Source organism: Fibrobacter succinogenes, assembly GCF_902779965.1.
In the GTDB taxonomy this organism is placed as follows: domain Bacteria; phylum Fibrobacterota; class Fibrobacteria; order Fibrobacterales; family Fibrobacteraceae; genus Fibrobacter; species Fibrobacter succinogenes_F.
On the sequence record NZ_CACZDK010000001.1, the window covers coordinates 197,810 to 213,795 of the forward strand.

The 15,986-nt window shown below is 48.2% G+C and carries 12 protein-coding genes and 1 tRNA gene; 8 read left to right on the forward strand and 5 right to left on the reverse strand.

What is annotated here, in order from left to right:
* Nucleotides 1-10: 10 nt before the first annotated feature.
* On the reverse strand, nucleotides 11-1,591 hold the full coding sequence (nadB, locus tag HUF13_RS00860) for an L-aspartate oxidase (RefSeq protein ID WP_173473369.1): 1,581 nt from the start codon (nucleotides 1,589-1,591) through the stop codon (nucleotides 11-13).
* Nucleotides 1,592-1,749: 158 nt separating this feature from the next.
* Between nadB and HUF13_RS00865 the strand changes: the two genes are divergently transcribed.
* Both HUF13_RS00865 and HUF13_RS00870 read left to right on the forward strand, forming a co-directional pair.
* The gene (locus tag HUF13_RS00865; RefSeq protein ID WP_173473370.1) at nucleotides 1,750-3,681 is read left to right on the forward strand and encodes a peptidylprolyl isomerase; all 1,932 of its coding nucleotides are present in this window, start codon (nucleotides 1,750-1,752) and stop codon (nucleotides 3,679-3,681) included.
* Nucleotides 3,682-3,819: 138 nt separating this feature from the next.
* Nucleotides 3,820-3,892, forward strand: a tRNA-Glu gene (locus tag HUF13_RS00870).
* A gap of 463 nt (nucleotides 3,893-4,355) precedes the next feature.
* Here HUF13_RS00870 and HUF13_RS00875 read toward each other — a convergent pair.
* Complete coding sequence (locus HUF13_RS00875) at nucleotides 4,356-5,405, reverse strand: hypothetical protein (protein WP_173473371.1); 1,050 nt, start codon at nucleotides 5,403-5,405, stop codon at nucleotides 4,356-4,358.
* A 133-nt stretch (nucleotides 5,406-5,538) separates the two neighbouring features.
* Here HUF13_RS00875 and HUF13_RS00880 point away from each other — a divergent pair, with 133 nt between their 5' ends.
* The gene (locus tag HUF13_RS00880) at nucleotides 5,539-6,237 is read left to right on the forward strand and encodes an OmpA family protein (RefSeq protein WP_173473372.1); all 699 of its coding nucleotides are present in this window, start codon (nucleotides 5,539-5,541) and stop codon (nucleotides 6,235-6,237) included.
* Nucleotides 6,238-6,647: 410 nt separating this feature from the next.
* Here the strand turns inward: HUF13_RS00880 and HUF13_RS00885 are convergent, their stop codons facing one another.
* The 3 genes from HUF13_RS00885 to HUF13_RS00895 form a co-directional block, all read right to left on the reverse strand.
* Nucleotides 6,648-7,481, reverse strand: a complete 834-nt coding sequence (locus tag HUF13_RS00885; protein ID WP_173473373.1) for a S1 RNA-binding domain-containing protein — start codon at nucleotides 7,479-7,481, stop codon at nucleotides 6,648-6,650.
* Between the two features lie 108 nt (nucleotides 7,482-7,589).
* Nucleotides 7,590-8,123: a DUF5662 family protein gene (locus tag HUF13_RS00890; RefSeq protein WP_173473374.1), complete on the reverse strand. Its 534-nt coding sequence runs from the start codon at nucleotides 8,121-8,123 to the stop codon at nucleotides 7,590-7,592.
* Between the two features lie 28 nt (nucleotides 8,124-8,151).
* Nucleotides 8,152-9,747 (reverse strand): ABC-F family ATP-binding cassette domain-containing protein, encoded by a 1,596-nt coding sequence (locus tag HUF13_RS00895; protein ID WP_173473375.1) that lies wholly within the window; start codon nucleotides 9,745-9,747, stop codon nucleotides 8,152-8,154.
* Between the two features lie 131 nt (nucleotides 9,748-9,878).
* On the opposite strand from HUF13_RS00895, the gene HUF13_RS00900 reads away from it, so the two are divergent.
* From HUF13_RS00900 to HUF13_RS00920, 5 genes are all read left to right on the forward strand, one after another.
* Nucleotides 9,879-10,745 carry a CAP domain-containing protein gene (locus HUF13_RS00900; protein ID WP_173473376.1) on the forward strand — a complete coding sequence of 289 codons (867 nt, stop codon included), beginning with the start codon at nucleotides 9,879-9,881 and terminating at the stop codon, nucleotides 10,743-10,745.
* A gap of 163 nt (nucleotides 10,746-10,908) precedes the next feature.
* Nucleotides 10,909-11,685: a hypothetical protein gene (locus HUF13_RS00905; RefSeq protein WP_173473377.1), complete on the forward strand. Its 777-nt coding sequence runs from the start codon at nucleotides 10,909-10,911 to the stop codon at nucleotides 11,683-11,685.
* Between the two features lie 9 nt (nucleotides 11,686-11,694).
* Entirely contained in the window at nucleotides 11,695-13,491 is a 1,797-nt protein-coding gene (locus HUF13_RS00910; protein ID WP_173473378.1) for a PCMD domain-containing protein, read from the forward strand.
* A 63-nt stretch (nucleotides 13,492-13,554) separates the two neighbouring features.
* Entirely contained in the window at nucleotides 13,555-15,045 is a 1,491-nt protein-coding gene (locus tag HUF13_RS00915; protein ID WP_173473379.1) for an ABC transporter substrate-binding protein/permease, read from the forward strand.
* A complete protein-coding gene (locus tag HUF13_RS00920; RefSeq protein ID WP_173473380.1) occupies nucleotides 15,035-15,781 on the forward strand; it encodes an amino acid ABC transporter ATP-binding protein in 747 nt (248 codons plus the stop codon). The genes HUF13_RS00915 and HUF13_RS00920 overlap by 11 nt, the downstream gene beginning before the upstream one ends.
* The last annotated feature ends 205 nt before the right edge of the window (nucleotides 15,782-15,986 follow it).

Genomic DNA, 15,986 nt, shown 5'->3' on the forward strand with positions numbered 1-15,986 from the left:
AGAAAAAGATTTATTTCTTGTCGCTCAGGTAAATGCTCTGGTGCTTTGTCTTCGGGTCCTGATTGGGGTAATCGAGGATGTAGTGAAGACCGCGAGATTCCTTGCGACGGAGAGCTGCAATGAGGATCATCTTGGAAACCTGCAATGCATTGAGGAATTCAAGGAAGTGTAAGTTTTCTGTTTCTTTGTTCTTAATCGCCGTATCGACATCTTTCTGGAGTTCTTCAATGACCTTGAGGCCTTGGTTGAGGCCTGCAACCGTGCGTACGATGCCGCAGTGGGTCCACATCATGTCCTGAAGCATTTTCTTGCGTTTCTTCCAGTAGGCGGCCTTTGCGAAGCTGACGGTTTCCTTCTTGGATTTGGATACGTTCAACTTTTCCTTGGCGATGCCGCTCTTTTCGATGTCATCGACAGCGCGGATGGCAAAAACAACGCTTTCCAAAAGCGAGTTAGAGGCGAGACGGTTTGCTCCGTGAACGCCTGTTGCTGCAACTTCGCCGCAAGCATAGAGTCCCTTGATTTCTGTGCGAGACCAAGTATCGACGAGAACGCCACCGCACATGTAATGGGCTGCCGGGACGACTGGAATCCATTCCTTCGTGATGTCGATGCCAGCATCCATGCACTTAGAATAAATGTGCGGGAAGTGGCTCTTGATGTCTTTGGGCGTGCGACCGGAAAGGTCGATAAACATGTGGTCCTTGCCGAGTCGTTGCATTTCGCTGTGGATGGCGCGGGCAACGATATCGCGGGGGGCGAGGGAATGCAGCGGGTGCACCTGGTTCATGAATTCTTCGCCCTTGTCGTTCTTGAGGATGCCGCCAAAACCGCGAACCGCTTCGGAAATGAGGAACGGCTTCTTGAACTTGGGGGCGTATAAGCTTGTGGGGTGGAACTGCATGAATTCAATGTCTTGGAGGGCAGCACCTGCGCGGGCGGCAATCGCCATGCCATCGCCACAGCTGTCGGGCGGGCAAACCGTGTACTGCCAAATGCGACCAGCACCACCTGTAGAAAGGATGGTTGCCTTGGCGTAGATGCTTTCGACTTCACCGGACTTCTGGTGAATAATCTTTGCGCCGATGCAACGCTTGGCCTTGCCTTCGCCTTCGCAAATCAAGTCCTTGATGTAGCAGTTTTCGAGGTAGTCGATGTTCTTTTGCTTGTGGAGTTCGCAAAGGAGCGCGCGCATGATTTCTTTACCAGTGAGGTCTGCGGCGTGCAAAATGCGGTGGTGGCTGTGTCCGCCTTCGAGGTGAAGGTCGAATTGCGATTTATCCTCGGGCGATGGTGTGAACTCGACGCCCCACTTGACGAGCTGCTTGATGGTCGAAGGCCCGCTCTTGGTCAGGATGTTGACCGGTTCTTTTTTGCAGAGGCCTGCGCCGGCTTCGAGCGTGTCTGCAATGTGGAATTCAAATTTGTCTGATTTTTCAGTAACGGTAGCGATACCACCCTGGGCGTAGTTTGATGAGCCGTCCGGCTTTGCTCCTTTGGTTAGGATAACTACGTGGAAACCTTTTTCTGCCGCATGGAGAGCTGCGCTCAATCCAGAAATGCCGGCACCCAGAACCAAAATATCGTACATGAGATACTCCAAAGGAATTGATGTATTTTTTTATGTCCAATAAATAGAAAAAATAGGGATTTTCGGCATTATATTTGGCTTGCAATTTCGATAAAATAAAATGCAAACATTTTTTTTTGCTATTTTTCGTGCGACAAAATTTTAATGGAGTTGTCTCTATGTTAACGTGGATTAATGAAAAAGCCAAGTGGGTAATTGTGATCTTTGCTGCCGGTATCGCCATCGGTCTTTTGGCCATGGACCGTGTTCCGGATCAGGGACGTAGCTATCCTATCGGCATTGTCAACGATACCAAGATTTCTTACACGGACTTTGATTCTCGCGTGAAGATGATCGTGCAGAACCAGTACCAGAATCAGCACTTGGATGACGAACAGTATTCCCAGCTTCGCGCTCAGGTGTTTTCTAGCTTCGTCCGCCAGGCTTTGTTTGCCGAACAGTTCGAAAAGGCCGAACTTAGCGCCTCGGTTGCAGAACTCAAGAACGAGTTCAAGCGCAATTCCGATGCTGTTCGTGCCCGCTTGGTTCAGGAAGCTCAGGCTCGCCTCTATGCTATCCAGCAGCAGGCTACTTCTCAGGAAGACCTGATCCAGCGCTCTCAGGCTTACCTCTCGTCTCTCCCGAAGTTTCTCACGGACACGACTTTCAACAAGGCTGATTATGACGCTTGGATTGAAACTCCGGCTGCATACCGCTGGAGCGCAATGCTCATGCTCGAAGATGAAATGAAGAACAACACCATTCCGGCTCGTCAGCTCCAGACTTTGATTGGTGCTTCTGTTCATCCGACCGCTCTCGAAGCCAAGTGGAGTGTTGAACGCCGCATGACTGATTACGAACTGCAGGTGGCGGTTGCCCCGAGCTCTAACTTTGTTGTAGATTCCAACTCCGTGGATAGCGTGATGGTTGCAGGCTACTTCAAGGCTCACATGGATAGCTTCTTTGTGCAGAAGGATATGGCTCAGTTCCAGTATGTTTCTATCCCAGTCGAAGCAACTGCAGGCGACGATGCTAGCATCCGTGAATATGCAATGACGCTTTACTACCAGCTCACCGATTCTTCTTCGACTACGACATTCGAAGATATGGCTCGCGTTTCTTCTGAAGATCCGGGCAGTGCCGAAAAGGGTGGCATCTTGAGCGATGATTTCGTTGGCCGTGGTGCTTACGTGAAGCCGTTCGAAGACGCTGCTTTCGCTCTTGATTCTGGCAAGATTTCTGAACCGGTTCGCACTCAGTTCGGTTACCACATCATCAAGTCTTACGGTAATGTGAAGAACGCTAAGGGTGAAGTCGAAAAGGTCAAGGTTGGCCACATTCTCCTCACTGTGACTGCTTCTTCTAATACTATTGATAGCCTTGAAAAGATTCTCACGAGCATCAAGAAGGATGTCGATGCTGGTTCTGACTTGCTCACCGAAGCTCAGGCTCGCGGTCTCGAAGTCAAGACTTCTGAATGGGTATCTAACGATGGCAACATCGCTGCTCTCGGTTACATCAAGGGCCTTACCTCTTATGCATGGCCGAACGAAAACCTCCCGAAGGAAGAAAGCGAAATTTCTGGCGTGCTCCGCAACAACAAGTGGGTTGCTATTGCTAAGAAAATCGGTACTTTCAAGGCTGGTGAACGTAGCCTCCCGCTTTACTACAATGATATCAAGGAAACGCTTCTCAAGCAGAAGTCTGCCAAGGCTGCTGAAATCTACCTGAACTCTGTTGCTGCTCAGGTCAAGGCTTGGAATCCGGCTGATACCGCTGCAAAGATTGAAAAGATCGAACTTGAAACTAAGAACGCTTCTGTCGATGGCTTTGTTCCGGGCTTTGGCTACGGCAATGCTCAGATCGCTCGCGTTGTGGGCAAGGCTAAGGTCGGTGAATGGACCGCTCCGGTTGTTGCTGAAAACGGCGCCGTGATGCTCAAGGTCGTTTCTAAGAAGACTCCGAAGATTGAAGATGTTGAAGAAGCTATCAAGCAGGATGAAGAAAACTCCTACCGCTTTGGCGTGATGACAGCTTTCAATGATTACGTCACGAATCTTGAAGCTTCTACGCCGGTCAAGAGCAATCTCGACTTGTTCTACAGAGACTAGTGTTCGTGCCTACGGCACAGTTCCGAGTTCTGAGTTACTAGAATTGTATTTCAAGAATCTCTAGTAACTCTTAACTATAAACTAGTAACTAAAATTAGTTGACGGAATACGCTTAATTTGCTATAATGTGCCGCACTTGCCCCCATCGTCTAGTGGCCTAGGACTCGGGATTCTCATTCCCGCAACAGCGGTTCGAGTCCGCTTGGGGGTATAAAAACGTCCAACCAAAGGTTGGGCGTTTTTACTTTCCGCCCAAGGGGTATAAAAAGTCAGCCTGGGGGCTGGCGTTTTTACTTTCCGCCCAAGGGGTATAAAAAAGTCTAACCGAAAAGGTTAGGCTTTTTTTGTAATATGAAAGTCTTGCGGGCGGGGCCCCAGCTCGGAGTTGACGCTTACGCGTCCGTGGCAGCATTCAGTCATGTGAGTCTGCGAGCAGCCTCCCGCGACACTCATTTTGCACACTTTTGCGAAGGCCGCACGGGCCCCTCCCTGCACCCTCCCCATCCTTGGCCGACGCTCCATTCTCACAACGATAAAATTTTTCTTAAAGTAATTGGTATTCTCGCTTTTTCACTTATTAATGTAAAAAGCCAGGGCTTGTTACCCTGGCATTTCAAATGCTTTTCGCAAACTTCGCGCAGTTTAGTTAATATGCCCGCGCGTTTTGGCGTTTATTACTTGATTGTGCTGGTCAAGCGGAAGGCGAAACCGACATCGCTGATTTCGTTACCGCTGTAGACGCTGAACTGGAGCTTGGATTTGCCAACCTTCTTGGCCCATGCAACGGTCCATGCCCAATCATCGATTTTCTTGCCTCCAGTGAGTGAAGCGCGGTCGTTGATGTGTTCCCATTCCACATAGAGGCTGCTCATGAGATAGCTCATAAAGCAATCTTGATACGGAGCGAATTCAGCGCCGAGGTAGAACGGGTGGTAAGATGCGGACTTCAAATACTTATATTCCGGAGCGACAAAGTTAGATACATTTTCCTTGTTTCCATCGTCTTGTGTGAAAATGTAGCCGTATTCACCGTAGAAGCGCAAGACTTCTACCGGATTGAAACTTAAGTAAGTGGCCAGGCGGTGTGTAACGTAGGCTGTATTTTGTATCGGGTCGATGGCGTTTACGCGGTAGGCGAACTTAGCTTCGAGCGGGAAATCAAATTTGAGGTCTTCTTCAATGCGGATGTAGCCCGTGTTGGCCTTGTTGTCGCGGGTGGCGAGCATTGCGGAGAAGTTGGAATAGCCGGTTTGCCAGCCGAATTCGATGGCGTTGTGGCTATAGTCGCGCATCCAGAGGCCGCGAGCTGTGAGGTCTTTATCGATATAGGTACCGAAGTGAGTGGATTGGGACCAGTCCGTCTTCCAGTGACCAATCTTGAGATTGAAGGCATGGTCGTTGTAAGCCCACTTGTAGTTTGCCCAATAGAGGTCCGCGAGAATCTTGTCGTAGCTCGTGGTCTTGCCATCGCCGTCCTTGATCTTGTTGCCGAACTGCGGTGCAAAAATGCGAAGCATCACGAGAGCGTCGAAGTTTTCGCTCTTGTACTGTCCGCCGATGTTGGCGCGGATCCAGAAGGAACTCAGGTTGTTGTCTTTGTCTGCGATCATCTTGGTCGCCTGAGTCTGGACGTTACCCTTGAGGCCAAATTCTCCGTCAGCTGCAAATGCGGTTGTAGCCATGCCGGCAACTAAAAGTGCGCTTGCAATTTTTTTGAAATTCATAGGATCTCCGTATAATTGTTCGTGCGAAAATCTAGAAATTTTAGGAATTATTTAAAGATTATTTGAAACTAGGCCGTTCAATTTTTATTTTTAACATGCATTTTTTGCATCGATTTTATAACGGAGTACTAGAATGAGATTGATTTCCCGCACCCTGCTTTCGGCTTTGGTTGGTGTATCCTTTGCCGCTGCCGGAAAGCTTGCCCCGAACAAGACACACGCTGTGTTGAACGTGACCTACACGAATAACGAGGATGTTCCGCATGCGAAGAAAAAACTCACATTTGTGGGGCAGAACAAGGGCAAGAAGGTTGTTGTGACGACTGACGTGTATGGCGAAGCTAGTTTCCATATCCCGCGTGAAGATACTTACACCATCCTCTGCGAAAGCTTGACGGGCCCTTTTGAATGTGGCGAAACGCCGTATGTATCGCGCACGGCTAGCACGGGTGGGATTACGGTCGTCTTTGATGATACTCGTTCTGAACTTACGGGCGTTACGTTCAAGGCCGGGAGCGCCGAACTCGTTCCGGGTTCTTTGAAAACGCTCAATGCAGCCATTGCGGGCCTCAAGCGTAATCCGAAGGCTAAGATTGAGGTCGAAGGACACACGAGTAGCGAAGGCGGTGAAGAACTCAATCAGAAGCTTTCTGAAGATCGCGCCAATAGCGTTCGCGATTACATGATTGAAAATGGAATCGAAGCGGAACGCGTGACCGCTGTGGGCTATGGTCCGAGCCGCCCGAAGGGTGACAATTCGACTGAAGCGGGTCGCCGCGCCAATCGCCGCATTGAGCTTAAGGTGCTCAACGCCGACGAAGTGAATTTTTAATTTGTTTGAATCGCGCGGAAAAGCACGAATTTGAAAAAAGCGCTTTTTTTACGTAAAAATTTGAGGATTTTCTCGAATTTTTACGTAATTTTTTTTATGTTGTCTGCTAATAATTGGGCAAAAATTGATTTTGGGGGTATGAAATATGCCCTGAATAGGGGTAAATTTCAAAAAAAGTACCCTGAAAACATCTTCAGAGGTACTTATTTTTAATAAAATTGATTAGTTTGTACGGAAATTTACGTAAAAATGAGCTAAAATCAAATTTTTTTACGTAAATTTAGGCATTTTTTAAGAATTTGCGTTACAGAACCCAATTTTTCGCTTTAAACTGCGCTCTTTATATCGCGCAATTTAAACTGCGCACTTTATATCGCGCAATTTAAACTGCGCACTTTATATCGCGCCATTTAAACTGCGCGGATTCCGTCTTCTTCAATCACGATTTTTTCTTCGCGGAAGAGCGATCCGATAATCTTCTTGAACGCTTTCTTGGACATGCCAAACTCGCGACGGATCGTTTCGGGATCGGTGTGGTCGCCGTAGGGGAGGAATCCGCCTGCTTCTTCGAGCTTCTGCAAAATGGCGTTCGGGCTTTCGCTCTTCATCATGCCCTTGTATCCGACCGGAGTCAAGTTGAGCGTAATCTTTCCGTCGCTCGTGAAGCGCTGGATAAATCCCGGCATCGTATCGCCGATGTAGATGCGTTCCATGCCGGGCGTCATCATGAGGCGTCCCGTGTAGCGGTAATCTACAAGGCAATCGACGTAATCTGGCGTGACTTCGTAAGCGGCAAGTTCAACGCGTTGCCCGATGTGCAAATCGTTCGTGTCCGGGTCGATAAAACTCTTGATTTTTTCTGTGGCGATAATGCGCCCACTCTTTTCGTCTTCGAGCACAAAGACAACGCAGCGGTCGCCTTTCTGCAATTCGCCAAGCTGTTGCTTGAAGGGGAGGAACAAGTCCTTGTTGAGGCCCCAGTCCAAAAACGCGCCCACGCGGTTCACTTCCTTGACCGTGAGCACGGCGAATTCGCCCACTTGTGCGAGTGGCTTGTCGAGCGTTGCGATGGGGCGGTCTTCGGAGTCCGTATAAATGAACACGTCGATGATTTCGCCTTCGACGAGTGTGAATTTGTTGCGGTTGCCAGGGAGGAGCACGCTGCCGCCGGTTTCAAGTTCCAGGTAGTAACCTTGCGGTGTGATGGATTCCACGCGGGCGCGGTTGATTCTTCCAAGTTCCATAATTTGCCTTTCCGTTCTGGTATCCCGCAGGGCGGGGGTAAAGTCGCGAACATTCGCAATACGTTAATGTCATGCCCGCCACCGAGCGGGCATCATGTTTAAATATACTTATTCCGTCGGCAGTTCCTTGCAATGCCGCATGAACCTGAGCGTTTCTTTTTCTCCATCCGTCGCAAGCTTCTTGAGCAAAAACAGCAACTTCTTGTAAGTCGTTTCCGTCATTTTTTCGTGGGCGGTACTTTTTGTCAAATACAGGAGCGGAGCTTCTTGCGTGTAAGTTTCCTTGTTGTACGTCTTGGAAGCGGCCACGCGGTCGCAGAACATTTCCTTGATGTAGCGGTCCGGCATGTCCATCGGCACGATTTTCTTTGTCTTCATGTCGTAATCGTACCAGAATTCAAAGTGGTGCTTGTTGCGCCCTTTATGGTGCATCCACGCGAGGCTCATGCCCGTGTCGCGGCGCTCGCCGTTGTTTGGCGACTCCTTGCCCGTGTAGTATTTTGCACCTGGAATAAATTCGGTGGGGCTGTACTTTGACAAATCGTGGAACAACCCCTGCAACCCGATACCGGCTTTAAAGCAAAGTCTGACGACCTCGTTTCGATGTTTTGTAATCGTGATAAAATGCCGAATCGGATGCATTGGTCTAACTGCCGCGAAGCGGCGCTAGTTATTTCTTCTTAGTCTTCTTGGTTTCGAGCCATTCGTCGAAGGTAATGCTGCGGTCCACAACACCGTTCGGCGTGAGTTCCAAAACGCGGTTAGCGACAGTTTGGACAAATTCATGGTCCTGAGAGCAGAAGATGACCGGACCCTGGAATGATTTGAGGCCGTTGTTCAAAGCGGTGATGGCTTCCAAGTCGAGGTGAGCTGTCGGTTCGTCGAGGAGCAAGCAGTTTGCGTTCGAAAGCATCATCTTCGAAAGCATGCAGCGCACCTTTTCACCACCGCTGAGCACGTTTGCGCTCTTGAGGGCTTCTTCACCGGTAAAGAGCATACGTCCAAGGAATCCGCGGATGAACGTTTCGTCCTGTTCCTTGCTGTACTGGCGCAGCCAATCCACGAGGGAAAGGTCTGTCTTGAAGTAAGCGTCGTTGTTCTTCGGGAAGTAGTTATAGCTGATGGTGTTGCCCCACTTGAGCACTCCTTCCGGTGCCTTGATTTCTTCGGCAATGAGCTGGAAGAATGCGGTCTTGAGCGTGTCGAATTCACCGACGAGAGCGACCTTGTCCTGGTTGCCGAGCGAGAAGTTCAGGCCCTTGCAAATGATGCCGTCGCCGCCATCAACAGTGGCGTTCTTGACTTCGAGAACGATCTTGCCCGGTTCGCGGTCCATCTTGAAGTTCACCCACGGGAACTTACGGCTCGATGCCGGCATTTCTTCGACTGTCATCTTGTCGAGGAGTTTCTTACGGGATGTGGCCTGCTTGGCCTTAGCGGCGTTCGAAGCGAAGCGGCGGATGAACGCCTTCAATTCTTCAATCTTTTCTTCGGCGCGGCGGTTCTGGTCCTTGCGCTGTTTCTGGGCGAGCTGGCTTGCTGCGTACCAGAATTCGTAGTTACCGCCGTAAATGTTGATCTTGCCGTAGTCGATATCGCAAGTGTGCGTGCAGACGGCGTTCAAGAAGTGACGGTCATGGCTCACCACGATCACGATGTTTTCAAAGCGTTCGAGGTAATCTTCGAGCCAGCCGACGGTTTCCAAATCCAAGTGGTTCGTCGGTTCGTCCAAAAGCAAAATGTCTGGGTTGCCGAACAACGCTTGGGCGAGGAGTACGCGAATTTTCTGGCCGCCGTCGAGGTCCGACATCAAGTTGTAGTGGAATTCTTCAGGAATACCCAGGCCCTTGAGGAGCACTGCTGCGTTGGAGTCGGCTTCGTAACCGCCGATTTCACCAAAGCGCGTTTCGATTTCCATGGCCTGCATGCCCTGTTCTTCGGTCATTTCAGGGAGGGCGTAAAGTTCGTCGCGCTTCTTGCTCAGTTCATAAAGTTCAGGGAAACCCATCATCACGGTTTCGAGGACTGTGTTGTTTTCGTAGGCGAAGTGGTCCTGCTTGAGGACGGCGATACGTTCGCCTGGGTCCTTCGTGACTTCACCCGTGTTCGGTTCGAGTTCGCCCGAAAGAATCTTGAGGAATGTGGACTTGCCGGCACCATTTGCGCCGATAACACCGTAGCAATTGCCGCGCTTGAAGGAAAGGTTCACTTCCTTGAAGAGGACGCGGCTACCATATTGAAGACTGACATTAGAAACATTAAGCATGGCGCCAAAGATAGTAAAAAATGGGGGTGTATTCTAGGGACCGCGAACCGTAAATGTGACGAAAATAGCGCTTTTTTACCACTATCGAGTTAAGTTTATTATATTACGATAGAATAAATATAAGGCTTATTATGAAAAATACTTTGTTTAAAAATTTTTCTCTTTTGAAACTCGCTGCCGTTACATCGCTTGCTCTTGCGTTTATGGCATGCTCCGATAACTCTAACAACGTGACGTTTGTGATGTATGACGATGATGGAAATGAATATCCCGTACCATCCGATATTCTAAAATCTTCTTCTAGCGTAAAAAAGAATTCGAGCTCGTCCTCTGTTGCGGCTACATCGAGTTCGTCTGCAAAGACTGCGGCTAGTTCTTCCTCTGTAGACCGTGCGACTAGTTCTTCATCCGCAAAAGCAGTAAGTTCGTCGTCTGCTAAATCGACAGCGAGTTCTTCTTCTGCAAAATTGTCGAGCTCATCTTCAGAAAAGAAGCTTGCAAGTTCCTCCTCTGAAAAAGCACCGGCATCATCTGCGGCATCGTCTTCTTCAACTGGCTCTTCGTTCTTCAACGAAAATTGGCGTGAAGCTTGCCTTGACAAAATCAACGAATATCGTGCTACTGAAAATTTGGAACCGCTTACCTTAGCTCCCGAAGAAAAACAGACCTGCACCGACAAGCAAGCGGGTGATGACCTTGCCGAAAATAAGGCTCATGGACATTTCCGAGCTTGCGAAGAATGGGCGCAGAACAGCGGCCCGAACTTCAATACATCTTGGCGCAAAACGGCGACCGAAGCCACCGATGCATTCCTCAAGATGATGTGGGAAGATGAAAAAGCTCTGGTGCTAAGGGGTGAACGCGATCCCGATAAAAAAGAGGATTATTCCTATATCGGTCACTACCTCAATATGAAGGGCAATTACAAATCAGTCGCTTGTGGAATTTCGCTCACAGAAGACGGTAAAAAAGGTTGGTTAAATATAAACTTCTTCTAATGTGAAATCGTAAAAAATAGATATAGCAAAAAAGTAAGCTGTCCCCGTGCGAATCTTTGCTCGGGGATTTTTTGTCAAGTAAAAAACACTTTTTTGTGAACTTAAATTTTTTATCTTTGTGATTATGATCAATAGATTCTTTTTTTGTGTGTTATGGGTTGGATTGGTTGCTTTTGCTAATGCTGCAAATTCTGTGTATATCGCTTCTTCGCTGCCGACAAATACCGCTGAGTCGGATACTGTCAAAACAAAGACTGCGAAAAAAGGAGGGCTTCTCGGTAGCCTTTTCCCTGTTGAAAAAGATGAGGCGATTTCTCGTGGAAATTTCCTCACGGGCGCAACGCTCTTTTTGCTCCAAGGCAATTCAGACGATGATGCTTTGAATATTCTCTTTGGTGATATTTACAAAGCCGAAGGTTACACATTTACGGCGGAAGCTTTTGGCGGATATTTTATTCGTGATGCCATGGCGGTTGGATTGCGCGCAGGTTTCAGTCGCACTTTTGTCGATGTCGATTATTCGATTCTCGAAGATTTGGCCGATATCAAGGAACACCGCAAGTATGTGAGCAATGGTTTTTTTGTGCAACCGTTCCTAAAAAATTATTTGAAGGTTTTTGATTCGAGAACGATTTATTTCTTTAATGAAACTTCGTTGACTGCTGAATATTCCTATGGAATTTCGCAGTCAGATGATGGTGAGGATATTTCGAAAACGCGAAATCATGGATGGACTTTTAAGTTCGGTATCAATCCGGGCCTTTGCATTATGGTGTTGGATCGTTTGGCTTTTGAAACATCGGTGGGCTTGCTTGGCCTGAGTTCGTCTTGGTTGGTCGTGGAAGAAAATGGTGAACGTCGGAGCGAAGTTTCTTACAACATTGTGAATTTTAAGATAAACTTATTGGCGCTTGATTTTTCGCTGGTCTATTTCTTCTAGGAGCTTGTCATGATGTTTGAAAATTTTAATCGAGCAAAAGTTGATCGTTGCGCATGCGCCCTGCTATTGTTCTTTGGAATTTTTTCGATGGCCTTTTTGAACGGTTGCTCTGCAGATTACGATACTTTTGGTGCTTCGGATTATCGCGTGTTGACTGAAATTTCAGTTGCCGAACAGGATGGTTCGCCTGCGGTTTATCCGGATGTTCATCGCATGGAATTTGATTTAGTGGCTTCGCCGGAATCGCTTAGGACATGGGATTCTGTGACGATCGAATCGATTGACATGAGTCATTTTGCTACTCTCCATTTGGCAAAGGACAATGTGTCTGATTTTCCGACGGATTCTTTGAAATTGGATTCGCTTGCCGAAAAGGTGTCGGTTTCAGAAAATGCAATTAAGGTTGGCAATAAAATTGCAATGCCTTCGAATCATGTAATTTATGTTGTTGTTGTTTCTGAAAGCGGCAAGAGGGCTATTTGGCAGTTGAATTTTAATATTCCGAATGTGAAACCAGAAAGTAGTTCGGCTGCAAAAACGAGTAGTTCGACTAGTTCCAAATCGAGTGGATCAAAGGGCGGCGATTCTAGTAAATCTAGCTCTTCGAATAAATTTTCGTCTAGCTCTGGTGCGGTTTCGGCATCGTCTAGTTCCGCAAAGTCTGCGGCGTCCTCAAACAGCTCGACAAAGTCCGGTGAATCTAGTAGTTCTGCATCATCTGTAGCAAGTTCTTCTGCATCGAATTCTGCATCAAGTAGCGCGACGATTCTCGCTTCTAGCAACTCTACGGCTTCATCAGCTCCCAAAATCCTAGCGCTTTCAATTGCTGGCCGGACGGCTGTTGTCAACGAAGAAAGCAAATCGATTCGCGTTGACGATCTTGATTTCCGCACGGACTTGACTTCTCTTGAACTTTCTGCATTAGAACTTTCGGATGGTGCTACTGCAAATGTTGAAGTGGGCAAGCCTTACGATTTTGGCTCGGGCATCTCGGTGACGGTCGAAAATGCCGAAGGCAAAAGCGAAACGTACTCCGTCAAGGCTGGCTATCAATTGCCGGGCTCGAATTTCAATTCCTGGAAGGGCGATGATGTGATACCTGATTCTATTTGGGGTAGCGCTAATACGCTTGTAACGACGTTGAATAAAATAACATCGGGCACCATGATTGGTGCAGAAATTAAGACGAGTTCTGCTCTTACAAAAACGGCGAGTGGAAGCCTCTATACAGCTGTTTTCAACCCCAATGGTGTCGGATTGCTTTCGATGGGAAATGCTAAGACATGGCCTGATGGCAACGAACTTTTGGACTTTGGCAAACCGTTTGCTGCACGTCCCGAATTTATGGAAGTCAAATTCAGTTACGAGGGCAAAGGCGATAGTTGTGACATTTACATTCTACTTGAAAACCGCACGGGTGATAAAAATGTAAACCGCAAGTCGAGTGACGTGAACAAGCTGGTGGCTTCAGCGTGGTTTCGCTCTACGAAAGCAGACAATTCTGGCCGCGAAAATCCAGATGTCGTGAGCGTTTCTGAACCGGACGAAAATGGAATGCGCACGCTTCGCCTCAAGCTCAAGTATGGAGAACCGCTCGCAGGTTCTCCGATTGAACGCTCTTCTGTGTTCCTCACCAAGCTTGAATCTTCGAATAAATCTGCAATCTATAACGGCCTTGTGCAAGGAACGGGGGAGGAGCCCGTGACGCATATCCGTGTGGTTTTTGCTTCGAGTGCCAATGGAAACCACTATGAGGGATCAAAGGGCGCGACTCTTATCGTAGACGAAATGAGGTTGATTTATTAAATAAAACTCACATGGGTTCCCAAACTTTCGGCTTTTAACTAACTTTAAAATTAAGGTTAAAAAATGATACGAAAGTTATATTTCCCACTCCTCATTGCGCTTGTTTCGCTGTTTACATCATGTGAAAGCGAGTCGAGCGTTATCCCCAATAGGGTCCATTCTATTAGCGATCTCGGCCACAAAAAAGTGGGCGTGCAGATTGGAAACACAGCTGACATTTACGCTTCGGATTTCGGTGGCGATACGGCGAAAATTGACGTGGAACGCTACACGAAGCTTGCCGATGCTGTGCAGGCTTTGATGCAGGGGAAGGTCGATGCGGTCATGAGCGATGATCAGCCGGCCAAGGCTTTCGTGCGTCAGAATCCGTCGCTTCGCATTCTCGAAGAAGTTTTTGTCGAAGAGATGTATGCGGGCGTGGTCGCGAAGGGCAACGAAGCACTGCTCGATTCTGTGAATCAGGCAATTGCGCAGATGAAGTTCGATGGCGTTTACGATTCGCTTTTCAATACCTACATCAATCGCAACGGCAATTATCATTATCAAAAGAAGGTGACCGAAGGCCCGAAGCTTGTGCTTTCGACTAATGCACAGTTCCCTCCGTATGAGTATTACGAGAACGCGAAGGTCGTTGGTCTTGATATTGAAATTGTCAACTACATCGCGGATTTCATGCACCGTACGGTAGAAATCCAAGATATTGAATTTGATGCGATTATCAATGCGGTTGCTTCGGGTAAGGCGGATGTCGGTTTCGCGGGTTTCACGGTTACCGAAGAGCGCAAAAAGTCCATCAACTTTACGACTCCTTACACGCTTTCTAAAGTTGTCGTGATTGTTCGTGGCGACAAAGCTGTTGAAAACGATGAAAGCTTTAGCGACCATCTTTATAAGAATTTCGTGAAGGATTCTCGCTGGAAGTTTATCGTCGAGGGTCTTCGCAATACGCTTATCATTTCGTTCTTTGCGGCTCTCCTCGGCATTATGATTGGTTTTGTGATTGCGCAAATCCGCACGAACAACGAATTTAACGGGCGCTATAAAGTCTTGAACTGGTTTGCAAAAGCTTACCTCGCCGTGATTCGCGGAACGCCGATGATGATCCAGTTGCTCATCATTTATTACATCGTTTTTTCGTCGGTGAATGTCAACAAGATTCTTGTCGCGATTGTCGCGTTTGGTGTGAACTCCGGCGCTTACGTTTCTGAAATTATCCGCAGTGGTATCAAGGGCGTAGATCCGGGACAGATTGAAGCGGGACGCAGCCTTGGTCTCAAGTTCCGCACGGTGCTTTACCACATCGTTTACCCGCAGGCTTTCAAAAATTCTCTTCCTGCGCTCACGAACGAATTTATCTCGCTCATCAAGGAAACGTCCATTTGCGGTTACATCGGCCTTACCGATTTGACTCGCGGCGGTGATATCATCCGCAGCATGACTTACGAAGCTATGCTCCCGCTCCTTGCTGTGGCTGCAATTTACTTTATACTTGTCGCCGGGCTTTCGGCTTGTGTTGCAAAACTTGAAAAGAGGTTGAAGAAAAATGAACGCTAATGCTGAAACTTTAATCCAGGTCAAGGACCTTTGCAAATCTTACGGTGACAAGCAAATCCTCAAGGGCATTTCTCTTGATATCCATCGTGGTGACGTGATTGCGATTATCGGACCTTCGGGCTGCGGTAAATCGACATTCTTGCGCCAGTTGAATTTGCTTGAACATCCGACGAGTGGCGATATTCTTTTGGACGGCAAGAGCATTTTGGCGAAGGGCGTTTCAAAGCCTGAAATTCGCGAACGCGTGGGCATGGTGTTCCAGCAGTTCAACCTGTTCAAGAACATGACTGCTCTTAAGAATATCATGTTTGCTCCGGTGAAGCTCGGACGCCTTTCGAAAGCGGATGCCGAAGTTCGCGCGAAAGACCTTTTGAAACGCGTTGGCCTTTTGGAACGTGCCGACCATTATCCGGCGCAACTTTCTGGCGGTCAGCAGCAACGTGTGGCAATTGCCCGTGCAATGGCGATGCAACCCGAAGCAATCCTCTTTGATGAACCGACGAGCGCTTTGGATCCTGAAATGGTCGGTGAAGTGCTCAAGATCATGAAGGACCTTGCAAAGTCTGGCATGACGATGATTGTCGTGACGCACGAAATGAGCTTTGCCCGCGAAGTCGCAAACCGTGTGCTGTTCTTTGCTGATGGTTACGTCAAAGAAGACGGCACTCCCGAAGAAATTTTCGACAATCCGAAGGACTCGCGCCTCAAGGAATTCTTGTCTGCGTTAAAGAAGTAGCTTTGCTAAGGTCCCTGAGCTTGTCGATGGGCGCGGCACTCCCGCATTGCTTTGTCATCCCGACTTATTTCTTCGTCATCCTGACGCCGAAGGCGGAAGGATCCAGTTAAGTCCTTTAGGTAAGAAGCCGATGCGTAGCATCGGCTTTAACAACCACCCGCTATGCGGGTGAGATTAGAGCTTAAGCCATTACGAATAGAAGAGA

Excerpts from the sequence above, each read along its gene's own strand:
- nadB (WP_173473369.1), bottom strand. The coding sequence starts at position 1,591 with ATGTACGATATTTTGGTTCTGGGTGCCGGCATTTCTGGATTGAGCGCA.
- HUF13_RS00865 (WP_173473370.1), top strand. The coding sequence starts at position 1,750 with ATGTTAACGTGGATTAATGAAAAAGCCAAGTGGGTAATTGTGATCTTT.
- HUF13_RS00875 (WP_173473371.1), bottom strand. The coding sequence starts at position 5,405 with ATGAATTTCAAAAAAATTGCAAGCGCACTTTTAGTTGCCGGCATGGCT.
- HUF13_RS00880 (WP_173473372.1), top strand. The coding sequence starts at position 5,539 with ATGAGATTGATTTCCCGCACCCTGCTTTCGGCTTTGGTTGGTGTATCC.
- HUF13_RS00885 (WP_173473373.1), bottom strand. The coding sequence starts at position 7,481 with ATGGAACTTGGAAGAATCAACCGCGCCCGCGTGGAATCCATCACACCG.
- HUF13_RS00890 (WP_173473374.1), bottom strand. The coding sequence starts at position 8,123 with ATGCATCCGATTCGGCATTTTATCACGATTACAAAACATCGAAACGAG.
- HUF13_RS00895 (WP_173473375.1), bottom strand. The coding sequence starts at position 9,747 with ATGCTTAATGTTTCTAATGTCAGTCTTCAATATGGTAGCCGCGTCCTC.
- HUF13_RS00900 (WP_173473376.1), top strand. The coding sequence starts at position 9,879 with ATGAAAAATACTTTGTTTAAAAATTTTTCTCTTTTGAAACTCGCTGCC.
- HUF13_RS00910 (WP_173473378.1), top strand. The coding sequence starts at position 11,695 with ATGATGTTTGAAAATTTTAATCGAGCAAAAGTTGATCGTTGCGCATGC.
- HUF13_RS00915 (WP_173473379.1), top strand. The coding sequence starts at position 13,555 with ATGATACGAAAGTTATATTTCCCACTCCTCATTGCGCTTGTTTCGCTG.
- HUF13_RS00920 (WP_173473380.1), top strand. The coding sequence starts at position 15,035 with ATGAACGCTAATGCTGAAACTTTAATCCAGGTCAAGGACCTTTGCAAA.